The 24272-nt window shown below is 61.3% G+C and carries 19 protein-coding genes; 12 read left to right on the forward strand and 7 right to left on the reverse strand.

The genetic code is table 11. The annotated features are described in order from the left end of the window. Positions 1-2: 2 nt before the first annotated feature. The 10 genes from JIN78_RS15260 to aroB all read left to right on the forward strand — a co-directional run bounded on the left by JIN78_RS15260 (position 3) and on the right by aroB (position 12603). Entirely contained in the window at positions 3-977 is a 975-nt protein-coding gene (locus JIN78_RS15260) for an SDR family NAD(P)-dependent oxidoreductase (RefSeq protein WP_345778152.1), read from the forward strand. A 15-nt stretch (positions 978-992) separates the two neighbouring features. Further along, positions 993-2516 carry an ArnT family glycosyltransferase gene (locus tag JIN78_RS15265; RefSeq protein WP_200392860.1) on the forward strand — a complete coding sequence of 508 codons (1524 nt, stop codon included), beginning with the start codon at positions 993-995 and terminating at the stop codon, positions 2514-2516. 75 nt (positions 2517-2591) lie between these two features. Further along, complete coding sequence (locus tag JIN78_RS15270; RefSeq protein WP_200392861.1) at positions 2592-3032, forward strand: arsenate reductase ArsC; 441 nt, start codon at positions 2592-2594, stop codon at positions 3030-3032. 84 nt (positions 3033-3116) lie between these two features. Next, positions 3117-5267 carry a tetratricopeptide repeat protein gene (locus JIN78_RS15275; protein ID WP_200392862.1) on the forward strand — a complete coding sequence of 717 codons (2151 nt, stop codon included), beginning with the start codon at positions 3117-3119 and terminating at the stop codon, positions 5265-5267. Positions 5268-5275: 8 nt separating this feature from the next. Then, complete coding sequence (gene thiD, locus JIN78_RS15280) at positions 5276-6088, forward strand: bifunctional hydroxymethylpyrimidine kinase/phosphomethylpyrimidine kinase (RefSeq protein WP_200392863.1); 813 nt, start codon at positions 5276-5278, stop codon at positions 6086-6088. A 78-nt stretch (positions 6089-6166) separates the two neighbouring features. After that, the gene (locus JIN78_RS15285; RefSeq protein ID WP_200392864.1) at positions 6167-8698 is read left to right on the forward strand and encodes a tetratricopeptide repeat protein; all 2532 of its coding nucleotides are present in this window, start codon (positions 6167-6169) and stop codon (positions 8696-8698) included. Positions 8699-8713: 15 nt separating this feature from the next. Further along, positions 8714-9121, forward strand: coding sequence for a Minf_1886 family protein (locus JIN78_RS15290; protein ID WP_200392865.1), 408 nt, complete (start codon positions 8714-8716; stop codon positions 9119-9121). A 48-nt stretch (positions 9122-9169) separates the two neighbouring features. Next, entirely contained in the window at positions 9170-10399 is a 1230-nt protein-coding gene (locus JIN78_RS15295; protein WP_200392866.1) for a 4-hydroxy-3-methylbut-2-enyl diphosphate reductase, read from the forward strand. A 4-nt stretch (positions 10400-10403) separates the two neighbouring features. Next, positions 10404-11390, forward strand: a complete 987-nt coding sequence (locus tag JIN78_RS15300; protein ID WP_200392867.1) for a SurA N-terminal domain-containing protein — start codon at positions 10404-10406, stop codon at positions 11388-11390. A gap of 115 nt (positions 11391-11505) precedes the next feature. Next, a complete protein-coding gene (aroB, locus tag JIN78_RS15305) occupies positions 11506-12603 on the forward strand; it encodes a 3-dehydroquinate synthase (protein WP_200392868.1) in 1098 nt (365 codons plus the stop codon). Between the two features lie 6 nt (positions 12604-12609). Here aroB and JIN78_RS15310 read toward each other — a convergent pair whose 3' ends face one another. Next, on the reverse strand, positions 12610-13521 hold the full coding sequence (locus JIN78_RS15310; RefSeq protein ID WP_200392869.1) for a histone deacetylase family protein: 912 nt from the start codon (positions 13519-13521) through the stop codon (positions 12610-12612). Positions 13522-13886: 365 nt separating this feature from the next. Beyond that, entirely contained in the window at positions 13887-16448 is a 2562-nt protein-coding gene (gene hrpB / locus JIN78_RS15315; protein WP_200392870.1) for an ATP-dependent helicase HrpB, read from the reverse strand. A gap of 178 nt (positions 16449-16626) precedes the next feature. On the opposite strand from hrpB, the gene JIN78_RS15320 reads away from it, so the two are divergent. Beyond that, positions 16627-17355: a PEP-CTERM sorting domain-containing protein gene (locus JIN78_RS15320; protein WP_200392871.1), complete on the forward strand. Its 729-nt coding sequence runs from the start codon at positions 16627-16629 to the stop codon at positions 17353-17355. Between the two features lie 269 nt (positions 17356-17624). Here JIN78_RS15320 and JIN78_RS15325 read toward each other — a convergent pair whose 3' ends face one another. After that, positions 17625-18638 (reverse strand): hypothetical protein, encoded by a 1014-nt coding sequence (locus tag JIN78_RS15325; protein WP_200392872.1) that lies wholly within the window; start codon positions 18636-18638, stop codon positions 17625-17627. 119 nt (positions 18639-18757) lie between these two features. Here JIN78_RS15325 and JIN78_RS15330 point away from each other — a divergent pair, with 119 nt between their 5' ends. Next, positions 18758-19771, forward strand: coding sequence for a beta-ketoacyl-ACP synthase III (locus tag JIN78_RS15330; protein ID WP_234038029.1), 1014 nt, complete (start codon positions 18758-18760; stop codon positions 19769-19771). Between the two features lie 32 nt (positions 19772-19803). Here the strand turns inward: JIN78_RS15330 and JIN78_RS15335 are convergent, their stop codons facing one another. From JIN78_RS15335 to JIN78_RS17970, 4 genes are all read right to left on the reverse strand, one after another. Continuing rightward, the gene (locus JIN78_RS15335) at positions 19804-21204 is read right to left on the reverse strand and encodes an MBL fold metallo-hydrolase RNA specificity domain-containing protein (protein WP_200392873.1); all 1401 of its coding nucleotides are present in this window, start codon (positions 21202-21204) and stop codon (positions 19804-19806) included. A 74-nt stretch (positions 21205-21278) separates the two neighbouring features. After that, a complete protein-coding gene (gene trpB / locus JIN78_RS15340) occupies positions 21279-22463 on the reverse strand; it encodes a tryptophan synthase subunit beta (protein WP_200392877.1) in 1185 nt (394 codons plus the stop codon). Between the two features lie 87 nt (positions 22464-22550). Further along, positions 22551-22967 carry a hypothetical protein gene (locus JIN78_RS15345; RefSeq protein WP_200392874.1) on the reverse strand — a complete coding sequence of 139 codons (417 nt, stop codon included), beginning with the start codon at positions 22965-22967 and terminating at the stop codon, positions 22551-22553. A 567-nt stretch (positions 22968-23534) separates the two neighbouring features. Further along, positions 23535-23900, reverse strand: coding sequence for a DUF4288 domain-containing protein (locus JIN78_RS17970; protein ID WP_377174545.1), 366 nt, complete (start codon positions 23898-23900; stop codon positions 23535-23537). Positions 23901-24272: the final 372 nt, after the last annotated feature.

A 24272-nucleotide genomic window follows, 5' to 3' on the forward strand; every position in this document is an offset into this window, starting at 1 on the left:
AAATTCGGAGGCTCGCCCTCTTGAAAGCGAAAAACATTCTCATCACCGGGGGCGCGGGCTTCATCGGCTCGCACTTGGCCGAGCAACTGGTGGACGAGGGTCACGCGGTGACCATTTTTGACGACTTCAACGATTACTACAATCCGGACTACAAGGAGACCAACATCGCGCGCTTCCGCGACCGGGTGAAGCTGGTGCGGGCGGATATCCGCGACGCGGTGACGGTGGAGCGAACCTTCGCGGCGGGTCAATTCGATAGCGTGGTGCACTTGGCCGCCCGCGCGGGGGTGCGGCCCTCCATCTCCGATCCCAAGCTCTACGTGACCACCAATATCGACGGCACCTTCAATCTCCTCGATGCCTGCCGCTACCATGAGGTGCCCCAGTTTATCTTCGCCTCCTCCTCCTCGGTCTACGGGGTCAATGAGAAGGTCCCCTTCGCGGAGAGCGATGCCCTCACCCGCACCATTTCCCCCTATGCCGCCACCAAGTTGGCTTGCGAACAGATTTGCTCGAACTACTCCCACCTCTTCGGCATCCGGGTGATGTGCCTGCGCTTCTTCACCGTCTACGGTCCGCGCCAACGACCCGATCTGGCCATCAACAAGTTCACCAAACGCATCCTGGCGGGAGAGGCCATCCAGCGCTACGGCGATGGCAGCAGCCGCCGCGACTACACCTTCATCAGCGACATTGTGGCCGGCATCCGGGCCTCGCTGGCCTATGATCGCAGCGACTTCGAGATCGTGAATCTGGGCGGCTCCAAGACCACCACTCTCAATGAGCTCATCGCCACGCTGGAGGAGGTCATTGGCCGGGAGGCGATCATCGAACAATTGCCCGATCAGCCGGGGGATGTTCCCCAGACCTCCGCCGATGTCAGCAAGGCCAAGGAAATCTGGAACTGGGAGCCCCAGGTCAGCCTGAAGGAAGGCCTGAGCCAATACGTGGCGTGGTTCCGCGAACGGGGCCGTTAATTCCGCCCGCTGCCCATGATGAAATCCCTCTCGCTCTCCCGCCAATTCTGCGGCCTCCTTCTGCTAGTGACCGTGCTGCGCTTGCTGTGGCATCTCGTTTTCAACCCCATCGGCATCACGGGAGACGAGGCCTACAACTGGGACTGGGGACGCCATCTGGCCTGGGGCTACTACTCCAAGCCCCCGGGCTCGGCCTGGCTGCATGGGCTCGTGCATCAGCTCAGCGGCGGCTCTCTTTTTGCCATCAAGGCCACCGCCACCCTGCTCGCGGGGCTCAGCACCCTCTTCCTGTTCCTCACCCTGCGGCATCTCTTTGCGGAGCGCTTCGCCTTCTGGGTGGGGCTGGTCTACCTGCTCTGTCCGGGCCAACTGATGGTTTCCTCCATCCTGACCGCCGATGCCCAGCTGCTCGTTTACTGGAATCTCGCGCTCTGGGCCACAGTTCAGCTCCTTTTTCCAAAAGAGGAAGGGAAGGCGCCCTGGGGACTTTTCGTGCTGCTCGGAGTAGCCCTCGCGCTCGGCCATCTCGCCAAGCAGATGATGCTCATCCAGTTCCCCCTCCTCCTCCTCGCGACGGCCCTCATCCGGCCCGCCCTCCTGCGCCATCCCCTCCTCTACCTCGCCCCCCTGCTCTCGCTGGTCAGCCTCCTGCCACCCCTCTATTGGAACGCGCAAAATGACTGGATCACGGTGGCCCACACCGCCCATCACTTCGAGGCAGAGGACCTGGCCCTGGGCGATATTCTGGAGCGCTTTGGAGTTCTCCTCGCCCTCTCAGCCCTCCTCCTCACCCCCCTCGCGGTGGCGGCCATTCCCCGCGCCTTGACGCGCTGGGCCCGGGAAAGAAGCCGCTACGAGCCCCGCGCGGTTTTCCTGACCCTCTACGGGGCCCTGCCCTTCGCAGTCATGTTTCTCATGACCCTGCGGCAGGACGTGAACCCGAACTGGCCGGCCGTCTATCATGGCGCGACCCTCGCTCTGGCGGGCTGGTTCTTTGCCTTTGAGGGCGAGAATCTTCGCAAAGCCTGGCGGGTGACCCTGCGCCTGACCCTCGCGCTGACAGCGGTGGTGGTGGTTTTCTTCACCTTCGCCGAATTCTTCTTCGAGCACATCGGTCCGGCCCGGGCGCAACGCCGCACCTACTGGGGCTACCCCGAGCTGGCGGAAAAAATCGCCCGCCACGATCCCAAGCGGACCCACGCCATCATCGTGCGCGGTCATCGCGACGGGGCCTCCGAGCTGGCCTTCAATCTGCCTGGCCAACCGGAAGTCCACGTCTGGAACGAATCGGAGGAGATTGCCCACCAATACGACTTCTGGCCCGGCCCCGAGCCCGGCACCCCGGCCCTGCTCATCATCGAGCGCCGCCGCGAGAGCAAGCCCGGCCTGCCCAGCGAGCGCATGAGGGAGTCATTTGCGGAAATCGAGTTTCTCGGTGAATACGAGATGCACTCCTCGCGCGACTACCCCCGCTTCCGCGTCTATCGCACCAGTCCCCTGCTCAGCTGGCCCTCCCCGGTGCCCACCTCCCGCCGCTGAGCGGCCAATTGTCACTCTTGCGAGCTTGAGTCCCATGCCCTTCCCTGTCTCAATAGGCTTTCTCCCTTTTTTGCCATGAAGAAAGTCCTTTTTGTTTGTGTCCACAACAGCGCCCGCAGCCAGATGGCGGAAGCCTTCCTCAATCAAGCTTGCCCCCAGGATTTCCTCGCTGAGAGCGCGGGGCTGGAACCCGGCACCCTGAATCCCCTCGTGGTCAAGGCCATGGCAGAGGTGGGAATCGACCTCACGGGCCAATCGACGGACAGCGTCTTCGAGCTTTTCAAGGCCGGTCGCCTATACTCCCACGTCATCACGGTGTGCGATGGCGCGAACGCCGAGCGCTGCCCTATCTTCCCGGGGCTCACCCAACGCGAAGCCTGGAGCTTCCCCGATCCGGCAGCCTTGGAGGGCAGCGAGGAGGAAAAGATGGCTGAGGTGCGCAAGATTCGCGATGCCATCCGCAAGCAGGTCGAGACTTGGTGTGCCTCCCACTGCGCGCTCAGCCCGGCGGCCTAGACCCTCAGTTTCCGGCCCGGGAGAGAGAGCCTCCCCACATTTCTCGCTTTTCGCCGCTCGTTCTTCCCCTACACTGGGCTCCCCATGAAGGACCTCTTCCCCTTCTTCCGCGTCGTCGTGCTGCTCCTTCTGGCCCTGCTCCCCCTGGGAGGCCAAGAAAGCGAGCCCGTCGATCCGTCGAAGCTCGACCCCTCCGACATCTACTTCCAAGGGTGGATGGCTCTCCGTGATGCCGATGACCTGCAACGGGATAAGAAATTCGAACTCGCCATGGAAGCCACCACCCGCAGCAAGAGGTTGGTGGACACCGTCGCTCTCTACCACCCGGATTGGAAACCCGACTTGGTCGAACGCAAACAACAGGAAATCACGGCCAAATTGACGGCATTGACCCCTTTGGCAGCCCAGGCCAAAAAAGAACAACCCCAACTCTACCAGGGACTCCAGGAAGACGAAGCGCCCGCTCCTCCGGCGGCCCTGACCCCCGCCCAACGGCAGCAAGCCTCCCGCATCCATGACGAGCTCACCCAGCTGCGCACCCAGCTGGCCGACCTACAGGATGCACGCAATGCCGATGTCGCCCGCCTCCAGCGCCGTATCTCGGAATTGACCGCAGAACGCGACGAGCTCGCCTCCTCCACTCTCAATCAGGAGATGCGGCAACTGCGCAATCGCATTGAACTCGTGGAGCATGAGAAACGCGCCTTGGCCCAACAGCTCTACGAAACCCGCAGCAAACTCGCCGATGCCAACGAACGCATCGAATCGCTGGACGAGAAGGAAAAAGAGTCGCGCAAAGTCGCCAACCAGCTCAACTCCCTGCTCAGCAAAGAGCGCGAAGTGACCGACGATGTCGTCAGCAAGCTGCGGGACAAGCAAGCCGCGCTCAGCAAAGAACTGACCGAGACTAAGCAATTGCTCCAAGCCGAGCGCAACCAGACCCAGCGGCTGGAGCGCCTCCTCGCCGATGCCCGGGGCGAAATCGAGAGTCTGCGCACCGAACGCGATCATTTGCTAAAGGAACGCGACGACCTCAAAGACCTGCTCCAGCTCAATCAAGGTGATCGCATTCAACGCCTAATCGACCAGAACATGACCCTTGCCCGCGAGCTCAGGGAGGCCAACGAGGCCATGCAACGCTTGAGCGAAAACAACGATGCCAAGAGCGAGGAACTGCTGCAAGCCAGACGGGACCTCGACATGGCCCGGGCCCGCATCGTGGAACAGCGGCGCGAAAGTGATGCCGAACTGCAGCGCCGCGTGGCCCTCGAACAGCGGCTGAAGGATGCCTACGACGAGCTGCAGGCCCGCGAATCCCTGGCCGAGGTGGACTCCGATTTGGCGGAAGAAAACCGGGAATTGCGGGCCGTCGCCGAGAAGTTGCTCGTGATGCAAAAACGACGCCGGGAAGAGAGCGAAATGCTCTTGAAAATTGCCCGGGAGCGAGGGGAAGACCAGGATTTGGCAGCGGCGGTCGAGCAATTGACCGGACAAGAACTGACTCTGACCCGGGAACAGGAGGCCCTCCTGGACAATCCCCGCTCCGACGGACAATTCAAGCTCGACATCGGGCGCAACACTCCCGAGCAGGTGCGCCTCTCCCACGCCCAACTCCGCCGCTACATCTCCGCCATCGGCACCGCCATCGAGAAAGCTTTTGCCCGGGGCAAGGACGAAGTGGCTCTCGAACTCTGCGACCAATTGCTGCACGAGGACCCCAGCCACATTCCCACCATGGTGGCCCAGGGCGTCATCCACCTCAAGATGGGGCAGGCCGAACAGGCGCTGGAATCCTTCAACAATGCCACCACTCTGCAAATCGAGCCGCTGCCCTACGCCCACTACATGAAGGGGGTGGCCTACACCGCACTGGAGCAATTTGCCAACGCCCAGACCGAGTTCGAGGTCGCCCTCAAGCTGGACCCAAGCCACCCCGATGCCCATGCCCGCCTGGGAGCCCTGCACGCCCGCAATGGAGCCTTGGAAGAAGCGCGCAAGCACTTCGAGATGGCCTACCGCATCGACCCTACCTACTTGAAGGCCCTCGCCAATCTCGCCATGCTCCATCACAAAATGGACGAGCAGGAGGCCGCGCTGAACTATTACCGCAAATACCGCCAGGAAGGAGGCTCTCCCTTGCCCGAGCTGGAGAAAATCCTCGCCAATCTCGAGGAGAGCGAGGCCAATGAACCGGCGGAAAACGCGGCCTCCCCACCCGTGCGGCAACCTTCGTGATAGCGCCGATGACCCCCTCTCCGCCAGTGGCGCTCACCATCGCGGGCTTCGACACCTCCTCCGGGGCCGGGCTGCAGGCCGACCTGCTGACCTTTCACCAACTCGGGCTGCACGCTCTCACTGCCGCCACCTCGCTGGTGGTGGAGACCCCCCGGGAAGTGCGCTCCCAGCACCCCGTGCCCCCCTCCGTTCTATTGGCACAAGTGGAGCTCCTCTTGAGCCAATACCCGGTGGCAGTTATCAAGATCGGGCTCCTGGCCCGCTGCGAACAGGTGCGGGCCATCGCGCCCCTCCTCGCCGCTGCCCGGCTCCCCCTCGTCATCGACCCCGTCGGCATTTCCAGCACCGGCTCCGCGATGCAGGAAGCGGGCACCGATCGCGCTCTCCGCCATGAGCTGGCTCCCCTGGCCCGCCTGCTGACCCCAAATTTCCCCGAGGCCTGCCGTCTCACCGGCTCCCTCCCGAGCGACGAACCCCACGAGGTCGCCCGACGGCTGGCCCGCGAAACGGGAGCGGCGGTTCTTCTGACCGGAGGCCACCATGGCTCCCCGGAGGAAGTCCACGACTTTCTTGTCAGCCCGGAGGGCGAAAGGAGCTTCACCTCGTCCCGCTTGGCCGGGGCGACCTCCCTCCACGGCACCGGCTGCGTCCTTTCCTCAGCCATTGCAGCCGGGCTTGGCAAAGGCCAGCAGCTGGCGGACGCGGTCGCCTCCGGCCGGGCCTACCTCCGCCAGACCCTGCTCCATCCGCTCTCCTGGGGAGAGGAGGACCCCATGCGGGCCCTCAACCATCAGGCCCACCGGGCAAGCCACGAGGAATGATTGCGTCCGGCGCGTTCTCAGGCTAGCTTTCCTCCCTCAGCCGCTCCCCGAGCCCCCAATTTTCGGACAAAAGAACTCATGAAGCTCCTGCGACTTACCACCCTCCTTTTCTTCGCGGCCACCGCACTCACCCGGTCGCAAGAGGGTCGTGGCGACACCCCCGCCCCCGGCGAGCTTCCCGCCCAGGCCGATAACGCGGCCGCTTGGTTTGCAGAAGCCAACCGGGTCTACGACTACGGCAAGAACCAGCAGACCGCCCAGAATTACTCGGAAGCAGCCCGGGCCTTCAACGCCTGCGTGCCTCTCTTCGAGCGCTTTGCCCGAACTTACCCTAACCACCCTGACGCCGCCTTGGCCTACTACCGCTCCGGAGTGGCCAATATCCTAATCGGTGAGCGCGCCAAAGGAGAGGCCGCCTTTTTGGAAACGCTGGCCAAAACGCGGAAACGGGGTCGCACTGCGGGCCTCGCCGCCTTTCGCCTGGGAGGGCTGGCTTACAATGACGCCCTCTACCAAGCCGCCCTGCCCTACTTTGCGATCGCAGCGCGGGAGATGGAAAAGCCCGACCAAAGGCACCAGGCCATGAACTATCAGGCCCGCAGCCTCCTTGAGCTCAAACGCATCCCGGAAGCAGCCCGCGTCCTGCAAGCCATCGTGGATTCCCCCGACGAGCCCAATGCCTATCGCGAGCAATCCCGCCTCGCCCTCGCCCACATCGACCTGGGTGCCGAGCGCTTGGAAAAGGCCTTCGCCGCCTACAAGGAGCTCTCCCTGCTGGAGACCAGCGAGGCCGGCCTCCTCGAGGTGAAGGCCCAGGCCATCGTCTACGGCGGGATGACCGCCATGCGCATGGGCAAGACCGACGAAGGCCTCACTATGCTCACCACCGCCCTGGAGACTTTCGGGCTGCCGGACGCGTCCAAAGCCGAGGCCCAACTGACCCTGATGCAGCACGAGTTCGAGCAAAATCAGAACTACGAGCAAGTACAGGCCCTCTTCCGCAAAGGCCCCTTCGACGCCGCCCGCCCCGAAACCGCCGCCGAAATCCTCCTCTACGGGGGCCGGGCCTCGGCCAAGCTCGGTCACCACAACGCCGCCGTGGAGATGTTCATCGGGGTCGACCGCACCCTCCCCAACAGCCCTCTGGCCTTCGAAGCCAGCTACCGCAAACTGCTCTCCTACTACGAAATGCGGGGCAGCAACGTCCCGGAGTTAGCCAACGCCTTCGTCGAACTCTACAAGAACAAATACCCCAAGAATCCCCGCATCCAACTGGCCCGCATGATGAAGGCGGAGACCTATTTCTCCCTGGAAGATTTCAAAAACGCCACCGAGGCCTGGGAGCGGGTCAATTTTTCCCTGCTGCCTGAGGAGATGCAAAGCATTGCCCTCTTCAAGAGTGGTTGGGCCTTGGTTGAAAACGAGGATTACAGCAGCGCCATCGGCCTGCTCTCGGAGTTCATTTCCCGCCATCCGGAGTCCGAATTCTATCTTGAAGCCATCGCCAAACGGGCACAATCCTATCTCGGGGTTGGCGACCGGGTGTCCGCCCTCTCCGATTGCGAACGGATTTTGGCCCAGCGGGAGGAGAATCCCTCCTTGGCCTCCTTTGCCCTGCAACTCTCCGGGCGTCTCTACCGGCAGGAAGGACGCACCGAGGAGATGCTGGCAGCTTACCAGGACCTGCTCTCCAATTACGACGACCTCAGCCAGGACACCGTCGCGCGAGCCCACTACAACATGGGCCTGGGCTACTTCGACCGGGAGGAGTTCGAGTCCGCCCTGGACCACCTCGACAAAGCCCGCAAAATGGTGCCCGAGTTCTACGAAGATCCGGCCGGCACCACCATGGCCCTCTGCTACTACAGGCTCAAGGACGCCTCCGAGCTGAGCAACACCGTCACCCGGCTCTACGCGGTCAATCCTCGCAAAACCATGCCCCGACGCCTCCTCGTCTGGCTCGGGCTGCAGATGTATGAGAAGTCGAACTTCACCGCCGCCGACCATTACCTGAGCTATGTGCAAGCGCTGGACGAGGAGGGGGAAACCGAGATTGGCGTCTGGAAAGCCCTCGCCAAGTCCCGTTTGGAAATCCCGGGCCAAGAAGGCCGGGCCCTCGACGCCATCGCGATCATTCTCGAGCATGAAGACGATCCCTTCTGGCGCTGCGACGCCTTCCTCGACAAGGCCCACGCCCACCTCGCGATGGCCCAGTGGGACGAAGCGGAGATCGCCGCGCTGCGCGGCCTCGACCTCGATCCCCAGGGCACGGTAAAAGCCGGGCTCCACCTCACCATGGGCGATATCTTCCTCGCCCGAGGAGACTACTCCACCGCAGCCTCCTCCTATGTGCGGGCTTCCGAGCTCTTCCTCTCCGACGCCAACATCCAGCCCCTCGCCCTTTACAAGGCAGCCTGGAGCTTCAAGAAAGCCGGCAACACGTCGGCGGCCGAAGCCTTTGAAGAACGCCTCCGCCTCGACCACCCCGATTGGCAGGCTCCGGAGCGATTCAACGTCATCCCCGGCTCGGCCCAACCGCAGACCGAAACCGCTCAAGAGGAGCCCGCCTCCACCGACCTCCCTCCCGACATCCTCCCCATCAGCAACTAATTTTTTCCCGACCGCATGCACGCCAGCGCCTTTCAAGAAGCCATCGCCACCATCTGCCAGCGAGATTCACGCTTCGATCCGGATGCCTACTACTTCCTCAAGGAAGCTCTCGACTTCACCGTCAAGCGCTCCAAGGAAGGCGACGAAAATGCCAACCGCCATGTTACCGGGCCGGAGTTACTCGTTGGCTTTCGAGACTTCGCGCTCGACCAATTCGGCCCCATGGCCGCGACTTTGCTGCGCGAATGGGGAGTGCGTCGCTGCCAGCACGTGGGCGACATGGTCTTCAATCTCATCAACGAACAAGTCTTTGGCAAACAGGATTCCGATTCTCCAGAGGACTTTAGCGACCTCTTCACTTTCGAAGAAGCCTTCGTCCTCCCCTTCCTTCCCGCAGAGGATGCCCGCCGCCCCGCTGCCTAACCCGACTTGACAAATCCCTTCCGCACCCCGACTTCCCTTTCCCGAAATATGAGTTCTACCCCAGCCACCAAAAAGGCCAAACGCGTCAATGTGCGACGTCCCGAAGTGATGGAATTGGTCCAGGCCGAAGTTGAGAAACACTATCGATCTGCGGTGGTGGAAAAGCTCAAGAAACAAGGAGGGGCACTCACCATCGGCGATACCACAGTGCGCCTCGCCAACCAATTCGGCTTTTGCTACGGTGTGGAACGAGCCATCGACCTGGCCTACGCCTCCCGCCGCGTCTTCCCCGACCAAGAGATTTACTTGATTGGCGAAATCATCCACAACCCCGAGGTCAATCGCCAGCTGGCCGAAATGGCGATAAAGACACTCCCTTGGAAAGAGATGAACGAGCAATACGATGCCCTCACCGAAGAGGACGTGGTCATCGTGCCGGCCTTTGGTGCTCCCAGCGAGTTCATGGACAAGCTCGCGGAGAAGGGCTGCTACATCATCGATACCACCTGTGGCGACGTGATGAAGGTCTGGCGACGCGTGCGCACCTACGCCAAGTCCGGCGTCACCTCCATCATCCACGGCAAGAAGGGCCACGAGGAAACCCGGGCCACCGCCTCCCGGGCCTTGGGGGAAGCGGGCAATGGCCACTACCTCGTCATCCTCACCCTCGCCGAGACGGACTACGTCTGCCACTACCTCGTCCATGGCGGCGAAAAAGAAGATTTCATGGCCCGCTTCGAGGGCGCGACCTCTCCGGGCTTCGACCCCGAAATCCACCTCACCCAAATTGGCGTGGCCAACCAGACCACCATGCTGAAATCCGAAACGGAGGAAATCCAGCGCCGGGTGCGCGAAGCCATCGTGCAACGGGACGGCAACGACGACAACTACCGGGTCTTTGATACCATCTGTGGGGCGACCCAGGAGCGCCAGGACGCCCTCTTCGAGATGCTCACCGCGCCCATGGACGTTCTCCTCGTAGTCGGAGGATACAATTCCTCCAACACCTCCCACCTGGTGGAAATCGGCCAGGAAGAACTCCCCACCTACTTCATTCAGGATGCCGCCTGCCTCGACTCCCTGGAAACCATCGCCCACTACGATTTGGCGAAAAAAGAAGAGGTCAACTCCCACTATCCCGACAAATTTCTCGCTGAAGGCCCCGTCACCATCGGGGTCACCGCCGGGGCCTCCTGCCCTTCCAATCTCATCGAAAAAACCATTCTGCGCGCCTTCGAAATGCGCGGCATCTCCAAAGACCGCGTCTACGCTGCCTGAGTTCATGAAATCCCTTCTCACCCTCCTCCTCCTGCTCCTGCTCGTCCCCCTCGGGGCCAAGGAATTCCAGATCACCTCCATCGCCGCCAAGGTCAACGGCCACGCCATCACCAAGAAGGAAGTGGAAACCCTGCTCGCCCCCCGACGGGAGGTTCTGCAAACGATGTATCCCCGCCAGGGAGAAATCTACCAGCGCCGCCTCAAGGAATTCCGCGACCAGATTCTGGAACAGCTCATCAACAACGAGCTCCTCCTCTCCGAGGTGCAAGGCATGGGCGCACAAATCCCCGACCATGTCGTGGAGCAGGAGATCGCCCGCATCGTGCGCGAGGACTATGATGGCAAGGAGGACGAATTCAACCGCTTCCTGCGCGAAAACGGACTCACCCGTCGCAGCTTCCGCGAGCAACAGCGCGAACAAATTCTTGTGCAAGCCTATCGCTCCCAGCAGTTTGGCGACATCCCCCCACCCACCGAGGCGGAAATTCGCGCCAAGTATGAAGAGCGCAAACGCGCCATGCGCGACCGCACCAAGGACAGCATCGATTTCCAAAAAATCTTCCTCGTGGCCCGCGATCGCTACGACCCCAATGTCACCCCGGAGCGTCAGCTGGCCTTGGCTGACAAACTCTTTCTCGAGCTCAAGGGAGGCGCCGACTTCACCGCCTTGGCCAAAGAACACTCCGACGGAGCCTTTGCCGACGAAGGCGGATTCTGGCGCGACACCCCCCGCACCGACCTATCCCTCTCCTTCGGTGATGCCCTCTTCGAGGAATCCCAGGAAGGCGACCTCGTCGGCCCCCTCAAGGATCCGGCCGGTTTTACCATCGTGAAAATCCTCAAAATCAACTACGGCCCCAGCCCTCCCCTGAGCCAGGAGGAAGTCTATGAGCGCATGAAGAAGGAAGTCGATATTGAGAAGCGCACCGAGCGCTATGACAAGTGGATCAACGGGCTGAAAAAGCACGCCATGATCGAGCGCAACATGTGAGTGGCCCCGCTCGCCCCCGCTCCAGGCCTCTTTCACCCCCCTCCCTTGTCAGAAAAGACCCTCTCCGGGGTCTTTTTTGATTTGTAGCCGGGCCAAGATCCGGTTTGCTCGTCGCGTGCCTGTCGAAACCGTTTCCCTGACCCACACCCGCTACGAGATCCTCGTGGAGAGCGGCGCTCTCCAACGCCTCGGCCAACACTGCAAGATTGCTGGACTCAGTGGGAAAGCCGCCCTGATCAGCGACGACACCGTGGGCCCGCTCTATCTGGAGACTGCCCGCCTTTCCCTGCAAGATGCGGGCTTCGAGACCTCGACGCACCTCTTTCCCGCCGGGGAAGGCTCCAAGTCCATGGCCCAGGCCGATCAGCTCTCGCGTTCGCTCATCCAGGCCGGACACGACCGCTCCTCCTTCATCATCGCCCTCGGCGGGGGCGTGACGGGGGATTTGGCGGGCTTTGTAGCCGCCATCTACTACCGGGGCATCCCCGTGGTGCAGGTGCCCACCACCATCGTGTCCCAAGTCGACTCCTCGGTGGGCGGCAAGACCGGGGTGAATACACCAGAGGGAAAAAATCTCCTCGGGGCCTTTCACCAACCCCACTTTGTTCTCATCGATCCTGCCACCTTGACCTCTCTCCCGCCACGGGAATACCGGGAAGGCTTCGCCGAAGTGATCAAACACGCCGCCATTCGCGATGCCGACATGCTCGACGAGCTGGCCGCGCTCGATCCGGAGGACGCCCCGCCACCAGCGGAACTCCTGCTGCGCAATCTCGCCATCAAGGCCCATGTGGTGGAAGAGGATGAAAAGGAAACCGCCGGCACCCGCGCTCTCCTCAACTTTGGCCACACCATCGGTCACGCTATCGAGGCTGCCGTCCCCTATGGAGAACTGCTCCACGGCGAAGCCATCTCCCTGGGCATCCGGGCAGCCCTCTTCCTCTCGGAAAAACACTCCACCCTCACGCGAGCCGATAGTGAAAAAATTCTCGCCCTACTCGAGCGCTTTTCCCTGCCCCTGACCCTGCCAGCGGACCTCTCCACCGACCTGCTCATCGAGAAAATGGGCCGGGACAAAAAGTTCTCCGGAGGCCAGCGCACCTTCGTCCTCCTCTCGCGGGCGGGAGAAGCCCACACCAGCCGCGAAGTGACCACCGAATCTGTTGTCGCCGCGATCGAAGAACTCCGCCAACCCTGCCCGGCCCTCGTTTAGCCCCCGTCAGCGCAAATAAATCTCCGCCAAGCGCTTGGCCGTCGCCACGGTATTGCGGTGAATCTTGGCTGTATTCTCACTCGTGCGGTTGTAGCCGCCTCCGTAAAGCACACTGACGGGGATGCGGTTGCGCAAAAAGGCGCTCAGAATGACCTCGTCCCGGCGCTGCAAATCCTTCACCGAGAGCATCATTTGTCCGAAGCGATCGTTGCGATGATTGTCCGCTCCGGCAATCCAAATGACGAGATCGGGCGAAAAGACATCGAGAGCGGCCGCCAGGGTGGTGAAGAGCTGCTTGAGATACATGCCGCCCTCCACATAGCGCACCGTCTCCACATCCATGGAGGAAACCTCCTTGCGCGAGGGGTAATTCTTCCCCACGTGAATAGAATAGGTGAAAACGCGCGGATCATCGGCCAGCAGAGAAGCGGTGCCATTCCCCTGATGGGCATCGGTATCGACCACCATGATGCGGATACCCGGGCGACGCAGTTGCAGATCACGGATGGCAATGGCGACATCGTTGAAAACGCAGTAGCCCTCACCATGGTCGCGGAAGGCGTGATGGGTGCCCCCGGCCAGGCAAATGGCAATCCCTTCTTCCAAAGCGGCATAACAGGCCTGCCGGGTGGCCTCCACCTCGGTAGAGCTGCGCTCGAAGAGCCGCGTGCTCACGGGCAAGCCCAGCCGCAGCTGCTCCTTGCGGTCGAGACGACCGGAATAGATCTTTTGCAAATAAGCCTCATCATGCACTCGCTTGAGAAGATGGCTATCGGCCGCCCGCACCTCCACGATGTCCTCCCCACGCAGAATGCCCTTTTCCATCAGCATATCCTTGGAGACCCGGAATTTATCCATGGGAAAGGGATGACCCTGGGGAAGTTCGAGCTCGAAGCCCGGGGAGTAGAAACACCTCATAAGCAGGGAGGCAGCCTACCCCCTGCCCACCGCCAGCGCAAACCTCCATCCGGGCAGTTTTTCTCCCTCCCTGCGATGCCGCCCTCCCGCGACCACCAACAAAGCAGTGGAGCGCGCTTCCAGTGACCACTAACAAAGCAGTGGAGCGCGCTTCCAGCGGGCATCAGGAGGCCTCCGCGCCTCCTCCTCCTGAGCGCCCGGGCTCTTTCCCCCACAATCAATCCAACCTTCCCGCTCTGGGGCCGACGAGGCGTCGGCGCTACAAAACCCTCCCGCTCTGGGGCCGACGAGGCGTCAGCGCTACAAGAGACACTCCCTAGGAAATTCTCCCAGGACGAAATCGCCAGGAGGCCGGACGAGTGCTCTCAGCCCTTTCTCTCCGCCGGTCCCTCCCAATTGTGCTTGGGATAGCGCCCGGCCAAGTCCTTCTTCATCTGGGCAAAGCCACTTTCCCAAAAGCTCTCCAGATCCTTGGTCACCTGCCACGGCCGCTGATTGGGCGCACAAATCTTGACCACCAGCTTCTGCCCCCCCGGTAAAGCGGGCGTCTTTTCCACCCCGTAGAGGCGCTGCACCTTTTCCTCAATCCAAGGCTCCTCACCCTCCTTGTAATTCACCCGCGAGTTGATGCCATTGGCCAGGGTGACCTTTTCCGGCGCATAGCTTTCCAGGCTGGCCCGTTGCATGGCAGAGAGAAACTCGCGCAGCTGGGGCTTGACCTCCCGGTTGCGAATCTCGCGCAGACTGGCCGCCCCCTCGCACACTCCGGCAATCACAAAGCGCCGCTCCTCCTCGCCGAATTCCGGCATTTCCAGCTCCGGCTGGGTGGCGGCCAGAAAGTTGAGCCGCGCAATCCAGCGCTCCACCCCCGCGTCCCAGTTCTTCAGCGGAGCTTTCCCCGCCAGCACCTGCTCGGCGAGAATTTCCCCCGCCAGCTCCCGGCTGACCGTGCCACCCTCCTGCTCGCGCACGACCAAATCATCGAAGAGCACCCGCTGCCGGGCCACCACCTTGCGCGTATCCTCATCCCATTCCGCGCCCTCGCTTTCGCGTAGCCGGTGGGGAAAAAGGTCCCGCAACCAGGCCAGCTCCACCCGGGCACAGCTCTTCAGATAAGTGGTCATCTCCCGCCCCTCCACCTCGGTGACCTCGCAGGCGACGAAGAGCTCGCCGAAACGCCCCACACTGGTTTCATCGAGCTTGCCCCGCCGCTGCCCTACTAGGCGACAGGACAGCGTGGCCGTGCCCAAGCGAACCCCGAGCCGATCGGCGAAGGCCGTGACCACCGCCTTGGCCAAGGCCTCGCCATTCCACTCGAAGCGCACCCGGTCGACGCGCAGACCCCGGCTCTTGGCCATGCCGCAGAGCTGCTGGTAGCTCGCCAGGGCCTCGCGGGCGTTGCGCCCCTGCACCCCCAGGGACCGAGAGCTCTCCACCCGGAAGCGCGCCTTCTCCGCCTCCCGCACCGCCCGCCAGTCGGCCTCGAAGTCCGCCCAATCGCCCTCCTCCACAAAGCGCTCCCGCTCTTTCCCACCCTTCTTGGCCCACACCCCCTCGCCCTGCAGGACGGCCGCCGCGAAGCAGGCCTCCGCCACACAATCGTGCTCGTCTGCCGCCAGGAGCAAGCGCGCGGTGCGGGGATGGAGGGGAAAGCTGGCCATCAGGCGACCCGCCTCTGACAAGCCCTCCCCGGAAAAAGCCCCCAGACTGCGCAAGAGTTCTTCCGCCCGGGCCGCGGCCTCCACCGTCGGCTCGTCCAGCCAAGGAAAGTCATCGATGCTGGCATAGCCCGCCCCCTTCAGATAGAGCACCGCCTCCGCCAAGTCCACGCGCCGGACCTCGGGCAACTCAAAGGCCGCCCGCCGCCCGTGATCGGCCTCGGACCACAGACGCACGCAGGAGCCCGGGCCAGTGCGCCCCGCGCGACCCGCCCGCTGCTCGGCCGCCGCCTGCGAAATGGGCTGGATTTGCAGGGAATCAAGACCCCGCCGGGGATCAAAGCTCGCCACCCGCGCCAGTCCGGAATCGATCACGAGGCTGATGCCATCGATGGTGAGAGAGGTCTCCGCCACATTGGTCGAGACAATGATGCGGGGCCCGCCCCCGCGCGCCACCGCTGCCCGCTGGGCCTGCGGCGGCAAGCCGGAGTAGAGGGGCAGGACCTCGTAGCCACTGGCCACGCTCGAGTTCTGCAAGCGCTCCACCGTTTTGCGAATTTCGTAAACGCCGGGCAGGAAAACCAGAATGCGGTCGCCCGTGGCCGGCTCCTCCGCCCGCTGCTCGCGCAAGACCTTGACCACCCGGTCCCAGAGCGCCTCCTCCTCCATGCGGCCGAAGCGATTGCGTTTGCGCTCGCTGGCCCCGGCATAGGAAATCGTGACCGGATAACGCCGCCCCTCGGAGGACAGCTGCGCGCAGGGGGCCAGATAGTCCTCCAGACCCGCGACTTCCAAGGTCGCCGACATCACCCCCACCCGGAGGTCCGGGCGCTTTTCCTGCAAACCCAACACCCGCCCCAGCGCCAGATCACTCGCCAAGCGCCGCTCATGGAACTCATCGAAAAGAACACAATCCACCCCCGCCAGCCCGCCTTCCTCAGCCAACCAACGCTGCAAAACCCCATCGGTGACGTAGATCAGCCGGGTCGCGGGACCGTAGACTTTCTCGAACCGCACCGAGTAGCCCACCTTTTCCCCCACCCGCGAGCCCACCAGCGAGGCCACGTATTCCGCCAACATGCGTGCCGCAATGCGCCGGGGCTGCACCACCACGATGCGGCCCGCGAAGTCTCCCCTCTCCAGCAGCATCTTGGGCACGGCGGTGGACTTTCCCGAGCCAGTGGGCGCTTTCAGCAAAATGCGGCGCAAGCCCCCGGGCGCAAAGGCCGCCAGAAGCTCATCGGCAATGTCCATCACAGGCAAATTCATGCCCGCACGCTACGGCAAGGCTCCGGCAGCCCCAAGCGCGAAGCGATCCGGCCCGCCCTTCTCTGCGCAACAGGTCAACTCACAGAATACATCTTTCCATTCGCACCCAGCCCCGCCTTTTGCAAAAAAGAAACTCAAATGATCGATTTCTGAAAACTCGATCATTGCCAAAACATCCATGAAAACCATCACTCACAACCCACTGTCGCTTCTCAGCTGCGGCCTCCTCCTCCTTCCGCTTCCCTTGCACTCGGCGGCCATCGCCATCAACTTCAACGTCCCTAACACGCGTGGCGATGGCGACGCCCCTGATCCCACCTTGGCCGACTTCACCAGCGCGGATCCGAACGTGGCCGGCGGAACCCTGCTCAACTCCGGAAGTGGAGGCAATGGTAGCGGCTGGACCGACTTGGCCGTTTCCACCTCCGTCGGGCCCTTCTCCGTCATCACCACCGGTAGCGCCAACGGCTTCAATGCCGGTGACACCAAATGGAACGACGAAGATCCCCTGTATGAGGGCTATGTCTACCAGAACAACGCCGACGGCACGAATGTGATGACCATCAGCGGTCTCGCCGCCTTTGGAGCCGGGCAGACCATCACTCTGACTCTCCATGGAGTCGGCGACAGCAATGGCCAGGACACCACCTTCATCGCCTCCTATGGATCGCAGCCCGACCAAAGTGGAACGACCACCATGAACGCGTCGGATCGATCGGCTTCGACACCTTTCGTGCAGTTCTCCTTCTTGTCTGATGGAATCACCGACGAGATTTCCTATCAATTTAACAATGGGCCAGGCGGCACAGGCTATCACAATGGGTTGTCTCTGAGCGTCATCCCCGAACCCTCGACCGCTCTTCTGGGAGCCCTCGGCCTCTTCGGTCTGCTCCGCCGCCGCCGCTAGCCTAATACCAACGAAAGGATTCAACTGGTAAAAGGATCGAAGTTCAGGTTTTCAAGTTCAAGGCGAAAAGAGGTTGTGATGCGGGCATCACAACCGATTGACAACTCGGAAATTGGAAGCCTGAAGCCGAAAAAGTGAGGCCGATCGCGCAGCGCATTTTTCCAGCACAAAAGTCCTCTCATTTTACCAGATGAGGACTTGAGTTGGTATAAAGTCGGGTTTGCTTTTTTCCACGGATGCTCCCTGCAGCCAGGGGCATCCGTCTTTTTTTACGAAAACGCGGTCAGGAGGCTGGTCTCCAAAACCAACGTTTCTTGCGCATTGGTCTCGAAGAGGCTCCCCAGCTCCTTGAGAGCCTCGGTGCGCCGCAACAAGTCCGGCAGTTCCCGGCTTTGCCCGAAGGCTCGGGTGTATTCGGCCTGGCGCGGAAGGTCGCAGCGCTCGCTGCCAAACCGGGCCCGCACGGCATCGCCCATCCAGGCCGCCAGCCATTGCACCAGCACGCCCTTGGCCTCGATCAGTTCGCCCGCCAGTTCGGCCTTCATGGCCTCTTCGCGGTCGGCCAACCACTTGCCCTCGCTGGCATTTTTATAGTGCGCGGTCTCGGCCTTGAGCTCGTCGGCAAAGACCTTTTCGCGCTCCTTCTTCCACTCCGTCAGAATGTCCTCGAAGGCCACCTTGAGATTGAGCGCGGCCCAGACATCCGGGCCTTGGCGCGCTATCCCGGCCAGCACCCGCTCCATCCCCGCGGTGCGCGCGGCCAACCGTTCCTCCAGGCCCTGGCGATTGATGAGGGAAATCTCAACACAGCGCGAGAGAATGGTGGGCAGCAGACGAGCTGGCGAAGCGGTCAAGAGCAACAAGAGGCAGTCCGCAGGCGGCTCCTCCAAGGTCTTCAAAAAGGCATTGGCCGCTTCTTCTCCCATCCGATCGGCATCGATGACCACCCCGATTTTCCAGGTCCCCTGCGGCGCCGAGAGATGCAGCGGCTTTTCCAGCTCCCGCATCTGGTCGACGCTGATGCGGCGGGACTTCGACTTCGGCCGCACCAATCGCACGAACTCACCTTCCCAGTCCTCCAAAGGCTTGGGCTCGCTGACCACGGGCTCGCCCCAGAGATCCGCCCCCCCATCCTTGGGAGTATTGAGCGTCGCGATGAGGCGGGCGGCGAGCTCGCTCTTGCCACTGCCGACCGGACCACTGAGAATGAGGGCGTGAGCGAGTCGGCCCCGCTCATGGGCTGATTCCAGCAACTGTTGCGCATCCTCCAGGGTCATCGGCATGGGGAAATGATTGGCCAAAGGACTGGCGGATTCAATCCACGAATGCGGATTCCCTCCTCTGGCGGACTCCCCGCTTGCCAGATCGGGAAAGAGGTCCGAAGCTCTTTCCCCACACGAACATGAGCGAAGCGACGAGCAAACCGGAATCCCAGGTCCCCGTGATGATTGCAGGCACTGGCAGCTACCTGCCGGAAAAAATCCTGACCAATGCCGAACTGGAGTCCATGGTGGACACCTCGGACGAGTGGATCACGACCCGCACCGGCATCAAGGAACGTCGCATCGCTGCCGATGGCGAGTTCACCTCCCACATGGCGGCCAAGGCGGGCGAAAAGGCCCTCGCCCAAGCCGGTATCGCACCTGCGGACGTCGACCTCATCATCGTCGCCACCATCACTCCCGACACCCTCACTCCCGCTACCGCCTGCTACGTGCAGCAGACCCTCGGCAGCCTCGGCGCAGTGGCTTTCGATATCTCCGCCGCCTGCTCGGGCTTCCTCTACGCGATGAAAATCGCCAAGCGCCTCATCTCCGACGGAGCCTTCCAAAACGCTCTCATCATCGGGGCCGAAAAACTCTCCTCCTTTGTGAACTGGGAAGACCGCAACACCTGCGTCCTCTTCGGCGATGGCGCGGGAGCAGCCGTCCTGCGTCGCTCCCGTGAGGGCGAAGGCAACATCATCGCCACCGAGATCGGGACCGACGGACGCCAGACCCATCTCCTCAATATCCCCGGCGGGGGCAGCGCCTGCCCCATCACCAGCGAGAATGCCGACCAGCGCCTCGCTTCCCTCGCCATGCTGGGCAAAGAAGTCTTCAAACACGCCGTCACCCGCATGAAGCAGTCGGCGGAAACCGTTCTCGAGCGCGCGGGAATCGCGCCCGAGGAAGTCAAACTGGTCGTCCCCCATCAGGCCAACCTGCGCATCATCGACGCCATCGCCGACCGCCTCACCGTGCCCAAGGACCGCGTCTTCACCAATTTGCAAAAATACGGCAACACCTCGGCCGCAGCGGTCGCCATCGCCCTCGACGAAGCCCATCGCACCGGCCGCTTCGAGCGCGGGGACAAGATTGTCCTCGTCGTCTTCGGCGCCGGCCTCACCTGGGCCGCCGCCGCCATCGAATGGTAAGTCGAAAAAGCCGTTGGCAGAAAACTTCCGACTCAAACCGCCACGGTCTTCCCGAGTTCCCCGACGATCACGTCCCCATCGTGGATTTCCCGCAAGGCGGCTTGCAGAGCTTCGCAGCGGGAGGGCTCACCGTGCACAAGCCAGACCTTTTTCTTGGGTCCGCTAATCGCTTGGAAATAATCCAGTAACTCCGAGTGGTCGGCGTGACCGGAGAAGGAATCCACCATGTCGATCTGCGCTTTCACGGTGTATTCTTCCCCAAAGATGGGAACCTTGTCCCAGCCCTCGCGCAGCTTCCAGCCCAGCGTCTGTTCCGCACAATAACCGACGAAAAACACGGTATTCCGCGGGTCCTCAATGCCATTCTTGAGGTGGTGCAGAATGCGGCCCGCTTCACACATCCCGGACGCCGAGATGATGATGCACTGGTCTTCCCTCTCGTTGAGTTCCTTGGACTTGGCCACGGACCGAATCAAGGTCAGCCCCTCGAAGCCGAATGGGTCGCGTTTGGAATGGAGAAATTCGTAAACCTCCTCATTGAAGCACTCTGGATGAAGGCGGAAAATCTCGGTGGCATTGGTCGCCAGTGGGCTGTCGACGTAGACATCGACCAGAGGAATTTTCTTCTCCTCAAAGAGTTGATGCAAGACATAGAGAATCTGCTGGGTGCGCTCGACCGCGAAACAGGGAATGATGACCTTTCCGCCTCGGCGGAGAGCGGTATTGAGCACCTCGGCGACCTCCTCGTCCGCCCCCGTGCCCAGCTCGTGCTCGCGACCACCGTAGGTGCTCTCCATGATCAGGTAGTCGATGTTTTCCGCCGCCACCGGGTCGCGCAAAATATCATTATCCCCTCGCCCCACGTCTCCGGAAAAGAGAAGGCGCTTCTTCTCTCCATCTTCCTCGTCCTCAATCTCCAATAGCACTTGCGCGCTTCCCAGGATGTGGCCGGCATCGAGAAAAGTGAGAGTCACCCCGGGGGCAATCAGCATCCGACGATCGTAGTCGATATTGACGAACTGGCGGAGGCACTTCTCAGCATCGATTTTGTCGTAAAGCGGCTCTAAGGGTGGCAATCCTTGTTTCTTGCGCTTCTTGTTCAGCCAACGGGTGTCGTTTATCTGAATGTGCGCGGAATCCGGCAGCATAATAGAGCACAAATCCCGCGTGGCGAAGGTGCTGAAGATATTGCCGGTGAATCCCTTTTTGCACAGATTGGGCAGGTTTCCGGCATGGTCGATGTGGGCATGGGAAAGCACCACCACATCGATGGAGGCGGGGTCGAACTGGGGAAAACAACAGTTCACTTCAAAGGCGTCCTTGCGCCGCCCCTGATACAACCCGCAGTCCAGCAAAATGCGTTGCCCATTGACCTCCAGTAGATGCTGCGAACCCGTGGTGGTCCCCGCCGCGCCACAAAACTTGAGTTTCATATTACCCAAACTAACAGGCGCGCGGACGGGGCCAAGGAGAAACGGAGAGCACTCCCCTTTTCTCCTGCAAAGACCTACAACAAGTGCTTGGCTGCTGTGGCCACGTCCTTATCGCCGCGACCCGAGCAGTTGATGATCATGATGTCGTCCTTGGGCAGACTCCCCGCCACTTTAATGCCGTAGGCAATGGCGTGGCTGGTCTCCAGCGCGGGCAAGATCCCCTCCGTGCGAGCCAGTTCCTGGAAGGCCGCGAGCGCCTCCTCGTCGGTGGCGTAGGTGTATTCCACCCGGCCCTCTTTCTGCAAAAAGGCGTGCTCCGGCCCCACCGCCGCATAGTCGAGACCTGCGCTGACCGAGTGGGTGAGCTCAATCTGGCCATCCTCATTGGCCAGCAACCAGGTCTTCGTCCCTTGCAAGACCCCCAGTTTGCCTCCCTGAAAACGGGCCGCGTGACGCTCGGGGATGATGCCATCGCCCCCGGCCTCCACCCCCACCATGCGGACATTTTCGGCGTCGAGGAAGGGATGAAAGAGCCCGATGGCGTTCGAGCCCCCGCCCACACAGGCTACCAGCAGGTCCGGCAAGCGGCCTTCTTTTTCCAAAATCTGCTCGCGGGCCTCCCGACCGATCACGCGATGGAAGTCCCTCACCATCATCGGGAAAGGATGAGACCCGAGCGCGGAACCAATGATGTAATGGGTATTCTCCACCGTCGCCACCCAGTCGCGCATGGCCTCATTGACCGCTTCCTTGAGGGTGCGTTGGCCAGCCTCCACCCCACGCACCTCCGCGCCCATCAGCTCCATGCGGGCCACATTGAGCGCCTGCCGCTCCATATCGACCGCCCCCATGTAGACCACGCATTCCATCCCGAAGCGTGCGCAAACCGTCGCCGTCGCCACCCCATGCTGACCCGCTCCCGTCTCGGCAATGATGCGGGTCTTACCCAAGCGCTTGGCCACCAGCACCTGCCCGAGCGCGTTGTTGATTTTATGCGCGCCAGTATGGAGCAAGTCCTCGCGCTTGAGGTAAATCTTCGCTCCCCCAAGCTTCTCGGTGAGCCGCTCCGCGAAATAGAGAGGCGTCTTGCGACCACAGAAATCCGCGAGCAAACCATCGAGCTCGGCCTGAAACTCCGGATCGGCCTTGGCCTTCTCATACTCCTCGGTCAACTCCTGCAAGGGAGCCATCAGCGTCTCGGGCACGAACATGCCCCCGAAGTCCCCGTAGTGGCCCGTGGCATCGGGCAAAGCGGTCATCTCATCAACAGTCACGCGCGGAAGATGGCATGGCTTGGCCCCGGGAAAAACAGAAAAGCGCTGCGAGAAGCGGAAAGGCCACTCCCGTCAGTCGATTTCCACCTCCCCCTTCAGCTCGCTCCAGATGAAAACCGTGGTGCGGCCCAAGCGCTCGCCGACATCGTGCAGGAACCAGCCATATTCCTCATTCCAAAGAAACCGATCCGTGCACAGCTGGCGGGTCTTTTTCCCATTTTCAAAAACCGGGCCAAAATAAGTCACCGAAGCCGCGTAAGGCACCTGCAAGCCCTTGAACTCCGCCTCCCCCACCACAATCATCGCCACCTCGTAATCCTTGGCAAAACGCTCATCCCGCAAAGTGAGCAACTCCACCGCGAGCGTCTTGGAAGGAGTTGGCGGAGGATCAAGCGGCCCCCGCGCCACCTCCGAGGCCACCAACGGAACCAAAAAAGCAAAAACAAAGCCACCGACAACCAACAAGGAACGCAACAGGGATTGGGTCATATCGAGAGAACGAATCCACCCGCCCTTTTATTCAAAAGTTTTTTCCTGCGAGCTTCTCTGCCTGAAATCTCTTTGGGACAAATGGCAAAGACAACTTACCCGCCACAGATTCAGTAGAGCCTCAGATGCACCAGTGTCTTGTTAGTAGACCTCAACTCCGGGGCCGAGAGAACGACGGCGCGACATTCGAGAGTTCATTGTCGGTAAGGAGGCCTCGCCGAGGCTTCCGCGATTCGCCTGCTCCTGCCCTCTGAGCCATTCGATGACCACTAACCGCGACCGCTCCCGCAGAGCTGTTTTTGGTATACGACCCCCCCTTGAGACAAGGAAAAGGAGCGTGGACACTCCTGTCCACAAACAAGACCTCGTCACAGAACCGATTCAAGGACCACCAGCATCCTCTTCCCATGCGGCCAAAACCGCGAAAAATACGGCCGACCCGAGAGAGAGCCTCACTGGAAAGCCCGCAGGGCCGCGAAACCACAGTCAAAACCGCAACCCGAAGGCCCTGGAAACATCAGGAAGCTCACCCCAAACTCTGTGAACAGATTTCCTGAAAATCACTTGTCAGTTGGCCTCAGTGATTTGTTCGCCTCGTTGATGTGCGGCACGTTCGGGAATAATGAAGGCCTCCAATGAGGAATTGTCCCTTACTCGCTCAAACATGTCCATTACAGTCTCACCTGTGTGGTCTATCCATTCGATCTCATTCCCGTCTTCTAGTTCATCGTAGATTGGAATTAGACTGGTGAGTCCAACGACCATGTCACGCAAGAGGACGCCATCCGAATTCGTGTATTCACTCCCGCATTCTGCTAAATGCTCGTTAGTTCTCCGAAGTGCTTCATCCGGGGTTGATGCTCGCACTAGGATTCTGTTCTCCCATACCGCCCAGGGTTCGTGTGAGGAATCCTCATCTATATAGGCTGTCACCGGATCAATCCGCTGTATCTATGAGGCAATATACCATCCTACACTGCTAATCTGAGATGAATGGTAGTTTTTTTCCATTTCTTATGGCAAGATTATATGGTTGATGATTTGCCAGACCAGCACCTTTTCAAGGAAAAGTGGCGTGCTTAGGATTTTCGTGGGCTATCCCGCAACTACTTGGACTACGGAACCTGTCAAACATCAACACTTTACCAAAACACGCCATGAAGACAACATACGACATCGGACTCGATGTCCACAGCCGAACGAAGTGAGACTGAGGTGCAAGGGATTTTTGGACCACTTTTGGTTTAGTTTTTGTAGAAGTTGCTCTCGAATGCGACCGGGGTTTGGTAGCCGATCGAGGAGTGT

It is taken from the genome of Roseibacillus ishigakijimensis (assembly GCF_016595415.1).
GTDB lineage: Bacteria > Verrucomicrobiota > Verrucomicrobiia > Verrucomicrobiales > Akkermansiaceae > Roseibacillus > Roseibacillus ishigakijimensis.